Raw genomic sequence first — 15038 nt, forward strand, 5'->3', positions numbered from 1 at the left:
TTCGGATTGTTTGTATAGTGACGCCGAAGAAAAGTTGGCAGAATCCCCAGGATTATCTTAGGGAATGGCGTGAGGAGACTGTCGATGAGGGATGTGCATATCGCACCGTTAAACGGCTGCGTGCGGCTGGCGTACCCGGGCGAAGTGGTGCTGGAGTTTCCCGATACCCTGTCGTTTGGCCCGCTGTATGCGCTGGACGACGATCGGGCGTTGGCGCAGCGCCTCCGCTGGCTGCAGCAGATGTACCAATCTGTCCACGCGCCGGAATGGCACGACGGCGAACAGATGTCGGCGCGTATCGTTCAGCTTCGGCAGCAGCTGGCCAGGCTGACCGGGCAGGTGACCCTGTGGCTCGGCGACAACGCCGACGAGCAGCTGATGCTGCGCGCGCTGATGCCGCTGCTGGCCGAGCGCCGGGTGTTCGTGGTGAACGTCAGCGAATTGGCCGGCCGGGACGCCACCGGCTGGTGCTCGGTGGAAATGCTGGAGCCGCTGTGGATCCGCCGCCGCGAGCTGTCCGCGGCGGAAAAGAGCGCGCTGATCGCCGACTGGCGGCGTTTGCTGGCGGAAAATGCGCCGGTGCGCATTTTTGCCCAGGAAAAGCTGCAGGGCAAAGCGCAGGATTTTCACGACTCGCTGCTGCTGGCGCATTGCCCGGCCGATTATACCCAGGGTTCGCGGGTGATCGGCGCCGCGATGGTCAATTCCCCCTATCCGGTCGGCGATACCTTGCTCAATTTCCGTCTGTATGCGCTGATCGCGCAAGGGACGCTGCAGGCGCAGAGCGCCGGTCTTAACATGAACCGGATACAGGTTAAACTGCGCTAGCGCCCAATCCGCCGCGTTTTTTTTCGTTTGCCGCCCGCCGGTGGGTTCCCTACAAAAGCCGATTATGTCTATAATGCCGCATCGACTGTATAAATAAACAGGGGTGCGTAATGAGCCTGTCGTTGAAGGGTGAGAAAATCGACCGTAACCGTTTTACCGGCGAGAAGGTCGAAAACGGCAACTTTATTAACTGCGATTTTTCGGGCGCCGATCTGACCGGCAGCGAGTTTATCGGCTGCCGGTTTTACGATCGCGAAAGCGGGCTGGGCGCCAATTTCAGCCGCGCGTTGCTGAAGGACGCCAGCTTTAAAAGCTGCGATCTGTCGATGGCCGATTTCAGAAACGCCAGCGCGCTGGGCCTCGAAATCCGCGAGTGCCGGGCGCAGGGCGCTGATTTTCGCGGCGCCAGCTTTATGAATATGATCACCAGCCGCACCTGGTTTTGCAGCGCCTATATCACCAAAAGCAATCTGAGCTACGCCAATTTCTCCAAGGTGGTGCTGGAGAAGTGCGAGCTGTGGGAAAACCGTTGGAATGGGGCGCAGATCCTCGGCGCCAGCTTCAGCGGCTCCGATATGTCCGGCGGTGAGTTCTCCGGCTTCGACTGGCGTGCGGCCAACGTCACCCACTGCGACCTGAGCAATGCCGAGCTGGGGGAGCTGGATCTGCGCCATACCGATCTGCAGGGCGTGAAGCTGGACAGCTATCAGGCCGCCCAACTGATGGAGAGGCTGGGGATCGCGATTATCGGCTGAGCCGTTGCCTGATGCCCAGGCCGATAATCAACGCGCCGCAGGCGCGATCGGTCTCCACCGCATCGCGCTTTTTTTACCGCCCGCCGCGGCGGTGCGGCGTAATAAATTTATCCGCGCTATGAATATAATTTAAAATATCCCTTGCTTAAATAATCCAGCTATGTGTAAATAGCGTCATCGGTTTGTAGTACAGACCTTATGAAAGCAGTTTTAGTAAAGCAGTTCTCAGTATTAGCGATATCCTCAGATACCTCTTCTCCCGCGAATTTCCTTCTCTAGTGCCCCATAAGTTTCCAATAAAAACAGACCTCTATCGCCTTATGGCGTCTCAAAAATAGAAAGGAAATATCGATGTCTACTAAAATGACTGGTTTGGTAAAATGGTTTGATGCAGGTAAAGGCTTTGGCTTTATCTCCCCGGCAGACGGCAGCAAAGACGTGTTCGTGCACTTCTCTGCGATCCAGAGCAACGATTTCAAAACGCTGGACGAAGGCCAACAGGTTGAGTTCACTATCGAAAATGGCATGAAGGGTCCTTCTGCCGGCAACGTGGTCGCGTTGTAATTTTCAGCTGAGGTGCGGTTTCTTACGATAGCGATGATGGTTTAAGCCGGAGCGGATAAGAAATAAAAACCTCTGCCTGAATAAACTCCGGGTTCGCCCGGAGTATTAATGAATACGTCATTAGCTCAGCAGGAAGAGCGGCGGTGAATTTATTTACTGGCGGACTGGGGTTCGATTCCTCGATGACGTTCCAATAATTTATTATTGGCAACAGCAAAACGGATTGGCGCATAAATAATAAAGCGGCGCCTCAGTCTATTTTTCTGTTGTGAAAAAGTTGTGCTTAAGCTGCGTAACGTTGGAGTGTTGGATGGACGCTTGCGCCATAACATGACGGCCGGGAAAGTAACCGGCACATATTTGATAGCCCCGGCTCTGCGCCGGGGCTTTTTTATGCCTGCGGATCAGCGCTGGGAGTCCAGCGGTTCGTGGTGGGTCACCACGTCCTGGGCTTTGAGATAGCTTTCGATCAGCAGCTGATAGGCCGGGAAGATTTTGGTGTAGACCTCCGCCCATTGCTGCGCGTCTTCGCGGTTCCAGCTGCCCTGCAGCTCGGAGGCCACGCCGGCGGTGTCGATCGGCACGACGCCGGCCTGCACGACGCGCGCCAGGGTGATTTCCTGCGCCATTTTCGAATAGGTGCCGGAGGCGTCGATCACCGCGAACACCTTATAGCCTTCGGCTACCGCGCTGATGGACGGGAAGGCCATGCACACGCTGGTGATGGTGCCGGCGACGATCAGGGTTTTGCGGCCGGTAGCCTTCACCGCCGCCACGAATTCCGGGTTGTCCCAGGCGTTGATCTCCCCTCTGCGGGCGACGTACTGCGCATGCGGCGCATTCTGGTGGATTTCCGGGATCAGCGGGCCGTTGGGGCCTTGCGGCACCGAGGCGGTGGTGATCACCGGCAGTTTGCTCAGCGTGGCGATGCTGGCCAATGCGCCGGCGCGGGCGCGCAGCTCGGTCATTGGCATATCGGCGACGGTCTGGAACAGGCCGCTCTGGTGGTCAATCAACAGCATTACGGCATCATTGGCATCAATAACAGGACGCTGACCGTTGAAGTTTGCTGGGGCGCTCATGGTTTTTTCCCTCTGTAGTCGGATCGCGAGATAACAATCAATGGTGAATAACCAAGGATGAACCTCATCACTTGCCCTTAGTTTAGGCGCACGGCTGAATTGCACTAGAGGGTAAAGGCGGGATGCATCGTTCCATAAATGGAACGATGGTGCGACAGGCGATCATTTCGACGCTGGACTAAACTTAAACTGCATGAGAACCATGCGGAAAGCCGGGCAGGGAGCGCCATTCTGTTTACCAGCTCTATGCGGAGGGCCGCCATCATGGCTTATCAACATATCGTTGTCGCCACGGATCTCAGCGAAGACGCCGAGTTCCTGCTGGGCAAGGGCGCCAGGCTGGCCGCCGCGCTCAACGCCAAACTGTCCCTGATCTATATCGATATCCACCGCACCGGTTATTATGCCGAGCTTGGGGTGGGCGAATACAACTACACCGACCGCACTTTCTCGGAGCGGGTCAAGAACATGCTCAATGCGATCCGCGGCCAATCGTCTTACCCGGTGGAAGAGGTGATCGTCAGCCGCGGCGAACTGACGCAAGAGCTGAACCGGGCGGCCAAGGAAAAGGGGTTTGATCTGGTTATCTTCGGCCATCACCACGATGTCTGGAGCCGGCTGGTGTCTTCGGCCCGTCAGGCGATCAACGATCTGAACGTCGATCTGCTGGTGATCCCCATCGACAAAAAATAGCGCAGCCCCTCGCCCGGCGAGGGGTCTCCATCGCAACACCCCCCATCGAAATAGTCACCAGGGTAAATTTTATTATATCCATCAATAGTTTGGCTTAATTCCGAGAATGCATGTCCCAGCGCATTGAAATTGCTCTTGATACCTCTTTTTGGTTAACAAACCGCACGTTTTGACTGGCCCCGTTCGCCCATGAGTTTTATCCTCGAGGTAATGAGAATTTGTATGACTTATCTGAATACATTTACATGGAGGAGGTCTCATGCGTTTCGACAACAAAGTGGTGGTCATCACCGGTGCGGGCAACGGGATGGGGGAGGCGGCGGCGCGCCGTTTTTCCGCCGAGGGCGCCATCGTGGTGCTGGCCGACTGGGCCAAGGACGCGGTAGATCGGGTGGCCGCTTCGCTGCCGCAGGGCCGGGCGCTGGCGGTGCATATCGACGTTTCCGACCCGGCTGCGGTCGAGAAGATGATGAATGAGGTGGCGGAGAAGCTGGGCCGCATCGACGTGTTGCTGAACAACGCCGGCGTACACGTGGCGGGCAGCGTGCTGGAAACCAGCGTCGCCGACTGGCGGCGCATCGCCGGGGTCGACATCGACGGCGTGGTGTTCTGCTCCAAGTTCGCCTTGCCGTACCTGCTGAAAACCAAGGGATGCATCGTCAACACCGCATCGGTGTCCGGCCTGGGCGGCGACTGGGGCGCGGCATATTATTGCGCGGCGAAGGGCGCGGTGGTCAACCTGACGCGCGCCATGGCGCTGGATCACGGCGGCGACGGCGTGCGCGTCAACTCGGTGTGCCCGAGCCTGGTGAAAACCAACATGACCAACGGTTGGCCGCAGGAGATCCGCGACAAGTTCAACGAGCGCATTGCGTTGGGCCGTGCGGCGGAGCCGGAAGAAGTGGCGGCGGTGATGGCGTTTCTGGCCAGCGATGACGCCAGCTTTATCAACGGCGCCAACATTCCGGTCGACGGCGGGGCGACCGCCTCGGACGGTCAGCCGAAAATCGTTTAAGCGTTGACCATCTGGCCCGGCGTCGCCGGGCCTTGTTTGATCACACCCCAATGCGATCGCGCAGCGTGTAATATGCGGCGCCGATGGCGGTAAACGGGATCTGCAGGTTGCGCCCGCCGAAAAACGGCAAATGCGGCAGTTTGGCAAAGGCGTCGAAGCGCTCCGCGTCGCCGCGCAGCAGTTCGGCGATCAGCTTGCCCGCCAGATGGGTGCAGGTGACGCCGTGGCCGCTGTAGCCCTGCATGTAATAGACGTTATTCTCCAATCGGCCGAACTGCGGCATGCGCGACAGCGTCAGCAGGAAGTTGCCGGTCCAGCGGTAATCGATACGCACCCCCTTCAACTGCGGGAAGGTTTTCAGCAGCTTCGGCCGGATCAGGTTGTCGATGTCGTCCGGATCGCGCGCGCCATAGACCACGCCGCCGCCGTACAGCAGCCGGTTATCGCCGGTGATGCGGTAATAATCCAGCAGGTAGTTGCAGTCTTCGACGCAGTAGTTTTGCGGGATCAGCGCCTGCGCCACCTCTGGCGCCAGCGGCTCGGTGGCGACCACCTGGGTGCCGCACGGCATGCTGCGCTTCGCCAGGCGCGGCTCCAGCTTGTCGCCCAGGTAGGCGTTGCCGGCGACGATCACGTGGCGAGCCTTCACCTGGCCCGCGGCGGTGCTGACGACCGCCGGTTCGCCGTGGCGGATGCCGGTCACCGCCGACTGCTCGAAGATGCGGCCGCCCTGCAGGCGGATCGCCTCGGCTTCGCCGAGCGCCAGGTTGAGCGGGTGAATGTGGCCGCCGCTGTGGTCCAGCAGCGCGCCGACGTAGCGATCGCTGGCGATTTCCTGCCGCACCCGATCGGCGCCCAGCAGTTCGAGCTGGGTATTGCCATAGCGCTCCCAGTTTTGCTTCTGCTCGATCAGCGCGTGGTACTGCTTATTGTTCAGCGCGGCGAAGATGCCGCCGGGGCGGTAGTCGCATTCGATGGCGTATCGCTTGATGCGGCTGCGAATGATCTCTGCGCCCTCAAACATCATGCTGCCGAGCAGCCGGGCGCTTTCCGGCCCGTAACGCTGCTCAATCACGTCGATGTCGCGGCTGTAGGAGTTGACCAACTGGCCGCCGTTGCGGCCGCTGGCGCCGAAGCCGATGCGCGCGGATTCCAGCACCACCACGTCGTACCCGGCCTCCACCAGGAACAGCGCCGAAGACAGGCCGGTATAGCCGCCGCCGACCACGCAGACGTCGCATTCGATCGATTCATTCAGCTGCGGATAAGGCCGATGGTCGTTGGCCGAGGCCGCATAGTAGCTTTTTACATGTTCAGTCATGATGTTGGCCCTTATTCCAGCGAAATCCAGGTGGTTTTCAGTTCGGTGAATTTGTCCAGCGCGTGCAGCGATTTGTCGCGGCCGTTGCCGCTTTGCTTGTAGCCGCCGAACGGCACGGTCATGTCGCCGTCGTTGTAGTTGTTGACGAATACCGTGCCGGCCTTCAGTTGGCGCGCCAGCCGGTGGGCGCGGGCCAGATCGCGGGTCCAGACCGCGGCGCCCAGGCCGTACTCGCTGTCGTTGGCCAACGCCAGCGCCTGCTGCTCGCCGTTGAAGGCGGTTACCGCCAGCACCGGGCCGAAGATCTCGTCGCGCGCCACGTTCATGCCGTTGTCCACCTGGGTCAGGATGGTCGGGCCTAGGTAACCGGCGTGATTGCTCTGCGGATGTTGGCGGCCGTCGAGGAACAGCGCGGCGCCCTGGCTGAGCCCTTGTTCGATATAGCCCGCCACTTTCGCGCAGTGGCCGCTGTCGATCAGCGTGCCCATCGCCGTGGCGGGATCGAGCGGGTCGCCCGGCGCAAAGGCCGCCGCATGCTTGCGCAGCGCCTGCAGAAAATCTTGCTGGATGCTTTCTTCCACCAGCAGCCGGGTGCCGGCGATGCACACCTGCCCCTGATTGTAGAAGATGCCCGCCGCGGCGCTCTGCGCGGCTTTGTCCAGATCCGGGCAATCGGCGAAGACGATGTTGGCGCTTTTGCCGCCGGCCTCCAGCCAGACGCGCTTCATGTTGGATTCGCCGGCGTAGATCATCAGCTGTTTCGCCACCAGCGTGGAGCCGGTGAAGGCGAGGGCGTCGACGTCGTTATGCAGCGCCAGCGCCTTGCCGGCGTCATGGCCGTAGCCGGGAACCACGTTCAATACCCCGTCCGGCAAACCGGCCTGCTGCGCCAACGCGCCGAGCAGGATGGCCGACAGCGGCGATTTCTCGGACGGCTTGAGGATCACGCTGTTGCCGGCGGCCAGCGCCGGACCGAGTTTCCAGCAGGCCAGCAGCAGCGGGAAGTTCCAGGGCACGATGGCGCCGACCACGCCAATCGGCTCGCGTTCGATCAACGCCAGCGCGTCGCGGCCGGTGGGGGCGATTTCGCCGTACACCTTATCGATGGCTTCGGCGTACCAGCGAATGCAGCGGATGGCCCCCGGCACGTCGTCGCGCAGGCTGTGGCGGATAGGTTTGCCGGTGTCCAGCGTCTCCAGCAGCGCCAGCTCTTCATGGTGCTGTTCCATCAGTTCGGCGAAGCGCAGCAGGGTGGCTTTACGCTGCGCCGGGGCCGCCTGCGACCAGTCGCCGCGCTCGAATGCGCCGCGCGCCGCGCTGACCGCCAGATCGATATCGGCGCCGCCGCCGCGCGCCACCTGCGTCAGCTCGCGCCGGCCGGCGGGATCTTCGACGGCGAAGCTTTCCCCTTCGGCGGCCGATTGATAACGGCCATTAATAAACAGTCGGTTCTCAATATGCAGGGCTTGCGCCCGGTGTTGCCAGTACTGCAGGTGGTGGAAATCCATACCTTGCTCCGTTGATCAGAATGTCGTCGGCGTATGGGCGCTGATAATCCGGCAAATCCGCGCCGACGTGTTGCTGAAACTGTGGGGAATGCCGGTGTTGATGGCGTAGCTCTGCCCGGCCAGCAGGTGATAGGCCTGCCCGTTGACCTGCAGCATCACTTCGCCCTCCAGCAGCGTGCCGATCTCTTCCCCCTGGTGCTTGATGCGCTCGCCGGTGGTGGTGCCCGGCTCATAGGTTTCGATCATCATCGCCAGGGTGCGGTTGGGGTCGCCATTGTGGATCAGCTTCATCGACACCCCCTGGCTGCCGATCTCGATCAGATCTTCGTGATCGATCACGATTTGCGGCTCATCCGGCTTCTCCGGCTCGGCAAAAAACGCCGACAGCGACAGCCCATACACCGTCAGCAGCTTCTGCAGCGTGCTGATGGCCGGGCTGACCTTATCCTGCTCGATAGTGCTGATGGCGCTATGGGTTAATCCAGACAGTTCGGCGACCCGGCGCTGCGACAACCCTAATTGCTGACGGATCTGCGACAGACGTTTTCCCGGTGCCAAGCTGACGTTGCTCATGGGCGTTTTTCCTTTTGATAGTTCCGGCAAGCGGCGATGAAACCATCAAACAACAGGCGCGACAGGGCGTACTCTTCGCTGTTCCACTCCGGGTGCCACTGCACGCCGAGCGCGAAAGGCCGATCGCGCACGCTGATCGCCTCCACCAGCCCGTCGGCGGCGTGGGCCTCGATGCGGATCTCCGGGCCGAGGCTTTTGGCGCCCTGGCCGTGCAGTGAATTCACCCAGAATCTGTTGCAATCCGGTATCAGTTGCGAAAGTAGTCCCCCTTCCTGAACGATGACTTCGTGGGCGGGGGCGTATTGCTGTTCCAGCGGCAGGTCGTGATCTTCACGGTGTTCGAGCAGCTCGGGCAGTTCGTACAGCCGGCGGTGCAGGGTGCCCTGGCTGGCGACCACCAGTTCCTGCATGCCGCGGCAGATGGCGAAAAGGGGAATGCGCCTGTCGAGCGCATGGCGGATTAGCGCCAGGCTCAATTCATCTCGCCCGGGATCGGCGTCAGGCTCATCGCCGTTTTCACCATAAAGGTGCGGCTGCACATTGCTGGGGCTGCCCGGCAGCAGAATGCCGTCGAGCCGTTCCAGCAGCTCCGCCAGCAATTCCGGCTCCGCCAGCGCGTGCGGCAGGGCGATTGGCAGCCCGCCGGCGGTGATCACCGCATTCAGGTACTTTTCTTGCAAGGTCTGTGTGAGGTGTCCGTTTAACCTATACCTGCACATCACCACGCCGATGACTGGTCTGTTAAATATATTGCCCATGCTATCCCCTTGGTATGTTCGAAATTATGAACGATAAGCTTCTCCACTGCCGTTTTCGTTCAATATTCTATAAATCTAGCAGTGGAATGGGCAATATTCAAACCAAAAGTAACACTTGCAAAACAAAATTGTTTCATCTACGTTTCATTTGTGGACATTATATTGAGCAAGATGGTCAATAAACATCACGACAGACAAAACACAAACGGCGGGTGAATCATGCAGACCAACATCGTAGCAGTGGAAAACTTTGTTCAACACAATGACGAGAGACGAAGTAGCGCGTTCCAGCGCGAAGTGAAGAAGTACCTGGAGCGTTATCCGTTGACCCAGCACGTCGACGTGTTGCTGACCGATCTTAACGGCAGCTTCCGCGGCAAACGCATCCCGGTCGGCGGCTTGAGCAAGCTGGAAAAAGGCTGCTACTTCCCGGCGTCGGTATTTGCGATGGATATTCTCGGCAACGTGGTGGAAGAAGCCGGGCTGGGGCAGGAGCTGGGCGAGCCGGATCATGTCTGCGTTCCCGTACTGGGCACGCTGACGCCGTCGGCGGCGGATCCGCAGTATATCGCGCAGGTGCTGCTCACCATGCTGGATGAAGATGGCACTCCCTTTGACGTTGAACCGCGCAATGTGCTGAACCGAGTGTGGCAGCGCTTGCGCCAGCGCGGGCTATCCCCCGTAGTAGCGGTAGAGTTGGAGTTCTATCTCATCGATCGCCAGCGCGATCCGGAAGGTTACCTGCAGCCGCCGTGCGCGCCGGGCACCCAGGAGCGCAACACCCAAAGCCAGGTGTATTCCGTCGATAACCTGAATCACTTCGCCGACGTGCTGAGCGAGATCGACGAACTGGCCCGGCTGCAGGGCATCCCGGCCGACGGCGCCGTGGCCGAAGCCTCGCCCGGCCAGTTCGAGGTCAACCTGCATCATACCGACAACGTGCTGCAAGCCTGTGACCATGCGCTGGCGCTGAAGCGTTTGATTCGCATGGTGGCGGAAAATCACAACATGCACGCCACCTTTATGGCCAAACCCTACGAGGAACACGCCGGCAGCGGCATGCACGTGCACATCAGCATGCTGGACGCGCAGGGCGGCAACGTGTTCGCCGACGACGACGGAGAAGATTCCACGCTGTTGAAACGGGCGCTGGCGGGCATGATCGCCCTGATGCCGGCCTCGATGGCGCTGCTGGCGCCGAACGTCAACGCCTATCGCCGCTTCCAGCCGGGCATGTACGTGCCGACTCAGGCCTCCTGGGGCCACAACAACCGCACCGTCGCCCTGCGCATACCCTGCGGCGATCGCGACAGCCACCGGGTGGAGTATCGGGTGGCCGGCGCGGACGCCAACCCGTATCTGGTGATGGCCACTATTCTGGCAGGCATCATTTACGGCCTGGAAACCACGCTGCCGCTGCAGGAGCCGGTCACCGGCAACGGGCTGGAGCAGGACGGGCTGCCGTTCCCGATCCGCCAAAGCGACGCGCTGTACGAGTTCGAACATCAACCGGTGCTGAATGCGCTGCTGGGCGAAAGGTTCAGCCACGTTTATCTGGCCTGCAAAACCGATGAGCTGGTGCAGTTTGAGCGCCTGATCACCGAAACCGAAATCGAGTGGATGCTGAAAAACGCCTGACCGCTCTATCCCGTGACGACCGCGCGCGTTCAGCGCATTTCGCCGGCTATCCTGTGGCCTGCGAGGCTGCGCGCAGCGGTACAGAATTTCTTCCATCTTGGCGTACAGGACGCCGGCGAGGAAATAACCATGACCGTTCAATCAGTACGCGCAGGCGTTGGCCTGCGCCGCAGTGAATACGGGCCGGCCCGCGGCCGCATTGCCTTGATTTCGCATCGCTTGTCCCGCCGCCCGAGCAGCAGTTTCCCCGCGGCCTCTCTGAATGACGTTAAACGGTTAACAGCAGAGGACCAAGAGGGGAAATGCCATGACGATTAAAGCCATCGAGTGCGATCAGGCGGGCAAACCGCAGCTGCGCAAATCCCTGAAGCTGTGGCAGGTGGTGATGATGGGGCTGGCCTATCTGACGCCGATGACGGTATTCGACACCTTCGGCATCGTCTCCGGCATCACCGACGGCCACGTGCCGGCCTCTTACCTGCTGGCGCTGGCCGGGGTGCTGTTTACCGCCATCAGTTACGGCAAGCTGGTGCGCCAGTTTCCGACCGCCGGCTCCGCCTATACCTATGCCCAGAAGGCCATCAACCCGCACGTCGGCTTTCTGGTGGGCTGGTCTTCGCTGCTCGACTATTTGTTCCTGCCGATGATCAATACCCTGCTGGCGAAGATTTATCTGACCGCGCTGTTCCCCGAAGTGCCCCCGTGGATCTGGGTGGTGGGCTTCGTGATCATCATTACCGCCATCAACCTGAAAAGCGTCAACCTGGTGGCCAACTTCAATACGCTGTTCGTGCTGGCCCAGGTGGCGATCATCCTGGTGTTCATCTATCTGGTGGTACGCGGCCTGCACAATGGCGAAGGGCTGGGCACGGTGTGGAGCCTGCAGCCGTTTATCGCCGAAAACGCGCACTTGCTGCCGATCATCACCGGCGCCACTATCCTGTGTTTCTCGTTCCTCGGCTTCGATGCGGTCACCACGCTGTGCGAAGAGACGCCCGACGCCGCCAGGGTGATCCCGCGCGCCATCTTCCTCACCGCACTGTACGGCGGGGTGATCTTCATCAGCGTCTCCTTCTTCATTCAGCTGTTTTTCCCCACCATTCAGCGTTTTCACCAGCCCGATGCGGCGCTGCCGGAGATTGCGCTGTACGTCGGCGGCAAGCTGTTCCAGTCGATATTCCTGTGCGTAACCTTTATCAATACGCTGGCGTCGGGCCTGGCTTCGCACGCCAGCGTTTCACGCCTGCTGTACGTGATGGGGCGCGATAACGTGTTCCCGGAACGGTTCTTCGGCTATATTCATCCGAAGTGGCGCACCCCGGCGTTGAACGTGCTGATGGTCGGGCTGGTGGCGCTGTCGGCGCTGTCCTTCGATCTGGTGACCGCCACCGCCTTGATCAACTTCGGCGCGCTGGTGGCCTTTACCTTCGTCAACCTGTCGGTGATCAGCCACTTCTTTATCCGCGAAGGGCGCAACAAGAGCTGGAAGGACCGCTTCAACTTCCTGTTCCTGCCGCTGGTCGGCGCGCTGACCGTGGGCGTGCTGTGGCTGAACCTGGAGAAAAGCTCGCTCACCATGGGCCTGATTTGGGCGATGCTGGGCTTCGGCTACCTGGCCTATCTCACCCGCCGCTTCCGCCAACCGCCGCCGCAGCTGGAGCGCCAGCCGCAGCAGTAAGTCAACCGGGCGGGATCTTCCCGCCTTTCTTTTTATCCTTCCCGGCAGTAGAGTGAAAATCCGATAAAAAATAACCCATTGGATGTGTTTTATGTCTTCTGCGCCCAACCGAAGCAGGGCGACGCTGTGCGGCCTGCTGGCGATCCTGCTGTGGAGCAGCGTCGTGGGGCTGATCCGCAGCGTCAGCGAGGGGCTGGGGCCGATCGGCGGCGCGGCGATGATCTACAGCGTCAGCGCGGCGTTTTTGCTGCTGACGCTGGGCATGCCGCCGCTGCGCCGTTTTCCGCGCCCTTATCTGATCGTCGGCAGCCTGCTGTTCGTCAGCTATGAAATTTGCCTGTCGCTGTCGTTGGGCTACTCCAGCACCCGCCTGCAGGCGATCGAAGTGGGGATGATCAACTACCTGTGGCCCTGTTTCACCGTGCTGATGGCGCTGGGGCTCAACGGGCAGAAGGCCAAATGGTGGCTGCTCCCCGGCCTGCTGCTGTCGCTGTTCGGCATTGGTTGGATCATGAGCGGCGAGGGCGGTTGGTCGCCGGCGCAGATGCTGGCTAATGTGCAGGGCAATCCGCTCAGCTATGGGCTGGCCTTCAGCGGCGCGGTGATTTGGGCGCTGTATTGCAACCTGACCAAGAAAATCGCCCAGGGCAGCAACGGCGTGGTGCTGTTCATCACGCTGACCGCGCTGGCGCTGTGGTTGAAATACGCCTTCAGCGCGGAAAGCGGCATGCAGTTCACGCCCGGCGTTACCCTGACGCTGCTGTGCGCCGGCGTGGCGATGGGCGCCGGCTATGCCGCCTGGAACGTCGGCATTCTGCACGGCAACATGACGCTGCTGGCCACCGTCTCCTACTTTACGCCGGTGTTGTCGGCGGTGTTCGCCGCCGCGGTGCTGCATACCTCACTGACCCTCAATTTTTGGCAAGGGGTGCTGATGGTGACGCTGGGCTCGCTGATCTGCTGGCGGGCAACTCGCGGAAATTAACGGAAATTCTCAGTTGCGGGCGCAATGTTGAACTAGAATTTAACTAGCGATTCTGCCTGAAGGAACGTAAGCGATGAGAAACGATATCCAATTTATCCAGCAGCCCGAGATCGACGGACACCGCTACGAGCGCGGCGATACCGTGCGCCTGACCACGGCGAATTTGCGGCATGAATATCAGCTGGACGTCTATATTTTACGCCGCGACGACAAGCAAATTTACGGCTCGGTGGTGGCGGCGGCGCCCAAGACGGACATTCCGGTCGCCAGCTGGGAGGTGAGGAATGGCGAAGAGGTGGAATTCCGCCAGGAAAACATCGCCCGGGCGGTGCCGGGGGTACGCTGAGCCGCGTGACTCGACCCGGCGTTGCCCAACGCCGGGCCTTTGCTGCAAACCCCGCTAGTTTCACTATAATCAATTGATTAATTATTATTCCCACGATTTTTATTCTGCCAAATAAGAAGGAATTGTATTTGCTATTAGAATACTCTGATAGTTATTGGTAACATTGCGGAAATGATGTGGCTTCAGATAGGGATATTATAGTTATGACTCAACCTACGGATATTGCTCGCGTTTTTGTCGGCTGCGACCCGAATGACTGCGATCTGGAACAGATGATGGTTCTGGAGTACAGCCTGCGCAAACATGCATCGATACCCGTTCAGATCGAATGGATGCGCCTTTCACGCGATCCCGCCGACTTTTGGTATTCGAACGCCGCAGGCGAAGGCTGGACAACCGAATGCTGGGCAACGCCGTTTTCGGCTTTCCGTTGGGGCATTCCCGCCTTTTGCAATTTCCAGGGGCGCGCTTTCTATTCCGATGCGGACGTGCTTTACCTCAGCGATATCGCCGAGATTTGGCGTCATCCGATGGGGGAGGGGAAAGCCATATTGGCCGCCGGTTCCGGCCAGGATCTGCGTCTGGGCGAGATGTTGTGGGACTGCGAGGCCGCCGCGCGCTTTTTGCCGCCGCTGGAGGCGTTGCGCGGCGATCGTCTGGGCCATAAAAAGATGCAGCAGTTCTTTGAACAGCATCCCGAATTGGTCGAACCGCTGAAGCCGGAGTACAGCAATCTCGACGGTGATGATTTGCCGCTGGGATCGCTGAAAGCGCTGCATTATTCCGACATGGGCAGTCAGTTTTCCCATCGTTATGCGATGCCGCGACTTAAGGCCGAGAACCGCAGCCACTGGTTCGACGGCAAGATCTATCGCCATTATCGTGACGATCTGAGCGAGCTGTTCGAGCAGTACTATCAGGAAGCGCTGCAAGCCGGCTATACCCTGGAGCGGTACCGCAACGTGCCGCCGTTCGGCAGCTTCAATAAGCAATCCCAGCGGAAGTACGACGGCAACCCGATCACGCGCAAGAAGAAGCCTTTCCTGCAGCGCGTGTTTGGTGGCCTGCTCGGCTGAGGCGGCCCCGGCAAAACAGGCTGCGTGCGGCCTGTAGCCGTTTCGCTGCGCCCATTCCCCGGCGTCTCCCTGTCAGGCGCGTCAGCGAACGGAAAATGCCCGCTCTGAGGGCGCATCCGGCGTTCAGTCTCCTCCCGCGTTAATTTTCTCCGCTGGTCACAATTGGCACAAAAACTGCTTTAAAAATCATCGTGCATGACAAAAATCACAGCTAACGT

At 59.9% G+C, this 15038-nt stretch carries 15 protein-coding genes and 1 tRNA gene; 11 read left to right on the forward strand and 5 right to left on the reverse strand.

Translation table 11 applies throughout. The features are described from left to right. The first annotated feature begins 84 nt into the window (after positions 1-84). The 4 genes from D7I37_RS18295 (at position 85) to D7I37_RS18310 (ending at position 2340) form a co-directional block, all read left to right on the forward strand. A complete protein-coding gene (locus D7I37_RS18295) occupies positions 85-828 on the forward strand; it encodes a DUF3658 domain-containing protein (RefSeq protein ID WP_061795407.1) in 744 nt (247 codons plus the stop codon). A 110-nt stretch (positions 829-938) separates the two neighbouring features. Then, positions 939-1583, forward strand: a complete 645-nt coding sequence (locus tag D7I37_RS18300; protein ID WP_061795408.1) for a Qnr family pentapeptide repeat protein — start codon at positions 939-941, stop codon at positions 1581-1583. Positions 1584-1934: 351 nt separating this feature from the next. Next, on the forward strand, positions 1935-2147 hold the full coding sequence (cspA, locus tag D7I37_RS18305; protein WP_061795409.1) for an RNA chaperone/antiterminator CspA: 213 nt from the start codon (positions 1935-1937) through the stop codon (positions 2145-2147). A 114-nt stretch (positions 2148-2261) separates the two neighbouring features. Beyond that, positions 2262-2340 (forward strand) — tRNA-OTHER (locus D7I37_RS18310). 211 nt (positions 2341-2551) lie between these two features. Here D7I37_RS18310 and D7I37_RS18315 read toward each other — a convergent pair. Further along, a complete protein-coding gene (locus D7I37_RS18315) occupies positions 2552-3229 on the reverse strand; it encodes a hydrolase (RefSeq protein ID WP_129544142.1) in 678 nt (225 codons plus the stop codon). 264 nt (positions 3230-3493) lie between these two features. Here D7I37_RS18315 and D7I37_RS18320 point away from each other — a divergent pair, with 264 nt between their 5' ends. Both D7I37_RS18320 and D7I37_RS18325 read left to right on the forward strand, forming a co-directional pair. Continuing rightward, positions 3494-3922, forward strand: a complete 429-nt coding sequence (locus D7I37_RS18320) for a universal stress protein (protein WP_061795411.1) — start codon at positions 3494-3496, stop codon at positions 3920-3922. A 259-nt stretch (positions 3923-4181) separates the two neighbouring features. Then, complete coding sequence (locus D7I37_RS18325; protein WP_095097154.1) at positions 4182-4937, forward strand: SDR family NAD(P)-dependent oxidoreductase; 756 nt, start codon at positions 4182-4184, stop codon at positions 4935-4937. Positions 4938-4977: 40 nt separating this feature from the next. Here D7I37_RS18325 and D7I37_RS18330 read toward each other — a convergent pair whose 3' ends face one another. The 4 genes from D7I37_RS18330 to puuD are packed head-to-tail and all read right to left on the reverse strand — an operon-like array spanning position 4978 to position 9097. After that, positions 4978-6258, reverse strand: a complete 1281-nt coding sequence (locus tag D7I37_RS18330) for an FAD-binding oxidoreductase (protein WP_129544143.1) — start codon at positions 6256-6258, stop codon at positions 4978-4980. An 11-nt stretch (positions 6259-6269) separates the two neighbouring features. After that, complete coding sequence (gene puuC, locus D7I37_RS18335; protein WP_129544144.1) at positions 6270-7766, reverse strand: aldehyde dehydrogenase PuuC; 1497 nt, start codon at positions 7764-7766, stop codon at positions 6270-6272. A gap of 15 nt (positions 7767-7781) precedes the next feature. Next, a complete protein-coding gene (gene puuR / locus D7I37_RS18340; protein WP_061795415.1) occupies positions 7782-8339 on the reverse strand; it encodes an HTH-type transcriptional regulator PuuR in 558 nt (185 codons plus the stop codon). After that, positions 8336-9097, reverse strand: a complete 762-nt coding sequence (gene puuD / locus D7I37_RS18345) for a gamma-glutamyl-gamma-aminobutyrate hydrolase (protein WP_095097160.1) — start codon at positions 9095-9097, stop codon at positions 8336-8338. The genes puuR and puuD overlap by 4 nt, the downstream gene beginning before the upstream one ends. A gap of 219 nt (positions 9098-9316) precedes the next feature. Between puuD and D7I37_RS18350 the strand changes: the two genes are divergently transcribed. The 5 genes from D7I37_RS18350 to D7I37_RS18375 all read left to right on the forward strand — a co-directional run bounded on the left by D7I37_RS18350 (position 9317) and on the right by D7I37_RS18375 (position 14820). After that, positions 9317-10735, forward strand: a complete 1419-nt coding sequence (locus D7I37_RS18350) for a glutamine synthetase family protein (RefSeq protein ID WP_061795417.1) — start codon at positions 9317-9319, stop codon at positions 10733-10735. Between the two features lie 307 nt (positions 10736-11042). Next, positions 11043-12413 carry an APC family permease gene (locus tag D7I37_RS18360; RefSeq protein ID WP_061795418.1) on the forward strand — a complete coding sequence of 457 codons (1371 nt, stop codon included), beginning with the start codon at positions 11043-11045 and terminating at the stop codon, positions 12411-12413. Between the two features lie 91 nt (positions 12414-12504). Beyond that, on the forward strand, positions 12505-13398 hold the full coding sequence (gene yddG / locus D7I37_RS18365) for an aromatic amino acid DMT transporter YddG (protein WP_129544145.1): 894 nt from the start codon (positions 12505-12507) through the stop codon (positions 13396-13398). Positions 13399-13471: 73 nt separating this feature from the next. Further along, a complete protein-coding gene (locus D7I37_RS18370; protein WP_061795420.1) occupies positions 13472-13744 on the forward strand; it encodes a hypothetical protein in 273 nt (90 codons plus the stop codon). Between the two features lie 203 nt (positions 13745-13947). Next, a complete protein-coding gene (locus D7I37_RS18375) occupies positions 13948-14820 on the forward strand; it encodes a glycosyl transferase (protein ID WP_129544146.1) in 873 nt (290 codons plus the stop codon). The last annotated feature ends 218 nt before the right edge of the window (positions 14821-15038 follow it).

The sequence above is a fragment of the Serratia sp. 1D1416 genome (assembly GCF_003641105.1).
GTDB lineage: Bacteria > Pseudomonadota > Gammaproteobacteria > Enterobacterales > Enterobacteriaceae > Serratia > Serratia ficaria.

Coding starts and splice junctions, on each gene's coding strand:
- D7I37_RS18360 (WP_061795418.1), top strand. CDS start 11,043: ATGACGATTAAAGCCATCGAGTGCGATCAGGCGGGCAAACCGCAGCTG.
- D7I37_RS18330 (WP_129544143.1), bottom strand. CDS start 6,258: ATGACTGAACATGTAAAAAGCTACTATGCGGCCTCGGCCAACGACCAT.
- D7I37_RS18375 (WP_129544146.1), top strand. CDS start 13,948: ATGACTCAACCTACGGATATTGCTCGCGTTTTTGTCGGCTGCGACCCG.
- puuR (WP_061795415.1), bottom strand. CDS start 8,339: ATGAGCAACGTCAGCTTGGCACCGGGAAAACGTCTGTCGCAGATCCGT.
- D7I37_RS18325 (WP_095097154.1), top strand. CDS start 4,182: ATGCGTTTCGACAACAAAGTGGTGGTCATCACCGGTGCGGGCAACGGG.
- D7I37_RS18295 (WP_061795407.1), top strand. CDS start 85: ATGAGGGATGTGCATATCGCACCGTTAAACGGCTGCGTGCGGCTGGCG.
- D7I37_RS18350 (WP_061795417.1), top strand. CDS start 9,317: ATGCAGACCAACATCGTAGCAGTGGAAAACTTTGTTCAACACAATGAC.
- yddG (WP_129544145.1), top strand. CDS start 12,505: ATGTCTTCTGCGCCCAACCGAAGCAGGGCGACGCTGTGCGGCCTGCTG.
- D7I37_RS18315 (WP_129544142.1), bottom strand. CDS start 3,229: ATGAGCGCCCCAGCAAACTTCAACGGTCAGCGTCCTGTTATTGATGCC.
- cspA (WP_061795409.1), top strand. CDS start 1,935: ATGTCTACTAAAATGACTGGTTTGGTAAAATGGTTTGATGCAGGTAAA.
- D7I37_RS18300 (WP_061795408.1), top strand. CDS start 939: ATGAGCCTGTCGTTGAAGGGTGAGAAAATCGACCGTAACCGTTTTACC.
- D7I37_RS18370 (WP_061795420.1), top strand. CDS start 13,472: ATGAGAAACGATATCCAATTTATCCAGCAGCCCGAGATCGACGGACAC.
- puuC (WP_129544144.1), bottom strand. CDS start 7,766: ATGGATTTCCACCACCTGCAGTACTGGCAACACCGGGCGCAAGCCCTG.
- D7I37_RS18320 (WP_061795411.1), top strand. CDS start 3,494: ATGGCTTATCAACATATCGTTGTCGCCACGGATCTCAGCGAAGACGCC.
- puuD (WP_095097160.1), bottom strand. CDS start 9,097: ATGGGCAATATATTTAACAGACCAGTCATCGGCGTGGTGATGTGCAGG.